This window comes from Cloacibacillus sp. (assembly GCA_036655895.1).
Lineage (GTDB): Bacteria > Synergistota > Synergistia > Synergistales > Synergistaceae > JAVVPF01.
This window is the reverse complement of record JAVVPF010000087.1, coordinates 1-3,020: the sequence shown is the minus strand read 5'-3', so window position 1 is coordinate 3,020 and position 3,020 is coordinate 1. Positions and strand designations below refer to the sequence as shown.

Below are 3,020 nucleotides of genomic sequence, written 5' to 3'. Positions count from 1 at the left end.
ACTACCGCTTTATTGTTGAGTGGTTTGAAGAACTGCGCGTCGGGCATGGACTTTATATTTATAGCCTGGGCTATGACGCATGGAGCGCCGAATACTTTGTCCAAGAGCTTCGTGACCTTTACGGCAAACAGACGCCGGAGGCCGTGCACCAGGGCAAAAAGACGCTTTCCGCGCCGATGAAGATTATGGCCGCGGACCTTGAATGTAAGCTTATAAATTACAACAACAATCCGATCATGAAATGGTGTCTTTCAAACGTAAGTATCGACATTGATAAAAATGACAATATTCAGCCCTGCAAGCTAGATGCGCGCAAGCGCATTGACGGAGCTGCGGCGCTGCTAGACGCATACGTCCAGCTTGAGCGTCACAGGTCTGATTATATTGCGCTGTTATAGGAGGAGAATAACATGTCTGTTTTAGAAAAGTTCCGTAATATCTTCGTTCGCTCCCCTACTCCTGTTTCGATGGCTAAGCTGGTCACGGAGCGCGGCAACGGGGTCTATTCCTGGAACGGGAAAATATATCAGTCTGACGTGGTGCGCTCGTGCATCCGACCCTTTGCCCGCAGCATAGGCAAGTTAGACGCGCAGCAGATACGCGATAACGGCGAGAACATCAAAGTGAACCCAGACCGTTATATCAAAGCACTGCTCGATGAGCCAAATCCAATGATGACCGGGCAAATGCTCCAGGAAAAACTTGCTACGCTGCTTGCGCTGAATAATAACGCTTTCGCCCTCATTGTTCGGGACGCGGGCGGGTATGCTTCGCAGATATACCCCATCGCGGCGTATAACGCAGAAGCTATTTATGATGCCGATATGAATTTGTTCCTTCGCTTCTGGCTTGGATCTGGAAAAGAACTCACCGTGCCTTATGAGAATATCATCCATCTGCGGACGGACTTTTCAACAAACGACCTTTTCGGTGAGTCTAATATGGACACGCTTCGGCCTGTTATGGAAGTCGTCGGCAGTATCGACAGCAGTATTGTCACTGCTGTAAAGAACGGCGGAATGCTGCGTTATATTTTAAAGTTCGCCGGCAATTTCAAACCTGAGGATATTAAAGCGAGTGTCGACGAATTTATAGATAGTTTTCTATCCAACAAAAGCACTCGTATAGGTGTCGCCGGCGTGGATGCAAAATCTGACGTTCTTCCGGTTACGCCGACTGACTACGTACCAAACGCCGTCCAATGGACGAACGCCGTAAAGAGGATATACACATTTTTCAACACGAATGAAAAGATCATTACCTCTTCATACACGGAAGACGAATGGAACGCCTATTACGAATCTGTAATTGAGCCGGTATCTCTTCAGATGAGCAACGAATTTTCCAGGAAGATTTTCAGCCGCCGCGAACGCGGTTTTGGCAACAAGATAATATTCGCGTCTACAAACCTGCAATACGCATCAATGAGCACAAAGCTCGCCTTGCAGGCTATGGTTGACCGCGGAGCAATGACACCAAACGAATGGCGCCGCGTGCTTAATCTTCCGCCTATCGAGGGCGGCGACAAGGCGATAAGGCGACTTGACACTGAACCCGTACAGAAAGGAGGTAACAGCGAATGAAAAACGAGCTCGACAAGATGCTTGAAATAAAAAATGTTTCGTCGACATCGGCAGACCTCTATTTCTACGGCTCGATAGTTTCTTCATGGTTAGGGGCTTGGGACAATGCGGACCAGTACCCCGAGAACATTAGAAACTTTCTGAATGGTGTCACCGGCAAGACGCTGAATATCTATATTAACAGCCCGGGCGGCGCGGTGTTCGCTGCAATGGCCATCGTCAATATGCTGCGAAGGCACGTCGGCCGCAAGATATGTCATGTTGATGGAGTTGCCGCCTCCTCCGCTTCTGTCATAGCTCTCTGCGGCGATGAACTTATTATGCCGCGGAATACTTTTCTCATGATCCATCCAGCCTCGGCTTATGCTGGCGGCAATTCCGGCGAATTGAGGAAGTACGCTGAAATCCTTGAATCCTGCGATAACGCTATTCTTTCGGTTTACGAAAAAGCGCTTAAGCAGGAAGTAAGCATTGACGCTGTGAAGGAGCTTTATTCAGCCGAAACGTGGCTTTCCGCGGAAGAGGCAGCAAAGTATTTCAATATCACGGTCGCAGAAGCTATTGCGGAACCTGCAGCCGTCTATCAGGGTCCTTATCTGGACCACGCGCCTCAATCACTTAGAAATGCAGTCGGACTTGCTCTTGAAAGAGAACGAATCCGAATGCTTGACCTTAAGAAAATTTAAAGGAGGAATCTTTTATTATGAAAAAAGATGAGTACAAGACCCAGCGCGACGGACTTATGAAAGTCGCAAACGACGCGGTTACTTCCGGCGATCTGGAAACGGCCAGAAAGACACGTGCACAGATAGAAGCTCTTGATGCGCAGTTTGAGGATGAGATGAAGGAGCTGGCAAATATCACCGCACTGGAACAGAAGAAGATTGTTAACCTTGCCGTTACCGGTAGTTCGGCATCAATAAAGGGAGAGGTCATCGATAGGCTTTTTGCGGCTTTTTTGTGCGTGGTTGCAGCATATCCTACAGTTTTTGCAAAACGCCTTCAGGGCCGCAATCTGACTAACGAAGAGCAGCGTGTTTTTGACATATTTAACCCCCTCGACGCGACACAGACGACATCATCACACACGGCCGTAATTCCGACAACACTGATGAGCGAGATATTCACGGAAGCCTCCGTTGGACATCCCATTCTGGCAGCCGTAAATATGACCAACGTTAAGGGATACGTGACGTATCCCAAAGAAACATCGGCCGGAGATGCTGCGTGGTACGGCGAAGCCGATACGCTTAATGACTCCGCTGACACAACGGGAAGCCTTGAGCTTAAGGGTTATCCGCTGTCAAAGGTTATTCCTATCTCCTACACGCTGAAGGAGATGGCCACGGACGCGTTCCTGATTTATATCCGAACAAATATCGCGGATAAAATTGGTGCAGCACTTGCAACGGCCATAGCACAGGGACAGGGCGTACC

At 48.8% G+C, this 3,020-nt stretch carries 4 protein-coding genes; all 4 read left to right on the top strand.

The features are described 5' to 3' along the window. Nucleotides 1-398 (top strand): terminase TerL endonuclease subunit (locus tag RRY12_12810; protein MEG2185554.1); only part of this gene is annotated, 398 nt, incomplete at its 5' end. A gap of 12 nt (nucleotides 399-410) precedes the next feature. Continuing rightward, nucleotides 411-1,583, top strand: coding sequence for a phage portal protein (locus tag RRY12_12805; protein ID MEG2185553.1), 1,173 nt, complete (start codon nucleotides 411-413; stop codon nucleotides 1,581-1,583). Beyond that, nucleotides 1,580-2,269, top strand: a complete 690-nt coding sequence (locus RRY12_12800; GenBank protein ID MEG2185552.1) for a Clp protease ClpP — start codon at nucleotides 1,580-1,582, stop codon at nucleotides 2,267-2,269. The genes RRY12_12805 and RRY12_12800 overlap by 4 nt, the downstream gene beginning before the upstream one ends. Nucleotides 2,270-2,286: 17 nt before the next feature. Continuing rightward, nucleotides 2,287-3,020, top strand: a 734-nt coding sequence (locus RRY12_12795) for a phage major capsid protein (protein MEG2185551.1), incomplete at its 3' end; no start/stop codon positions are given.

Coding starts and splice junctions, on each gene's coding strand:
- RRY12_12800 (MEG2185552.1), top strand. CDS start 1,580: ATGAAAAACGAGCTCGACAAGATGCTTGAAATAAAAAATGTTTCGTCG.
- RRY12_12805 (MEG2185553.1), top strand. CDS start 411: ATGTCTGTTTTAGAAAAGTTCCGTAATATCTTCGTTCGCTCCCCTACT.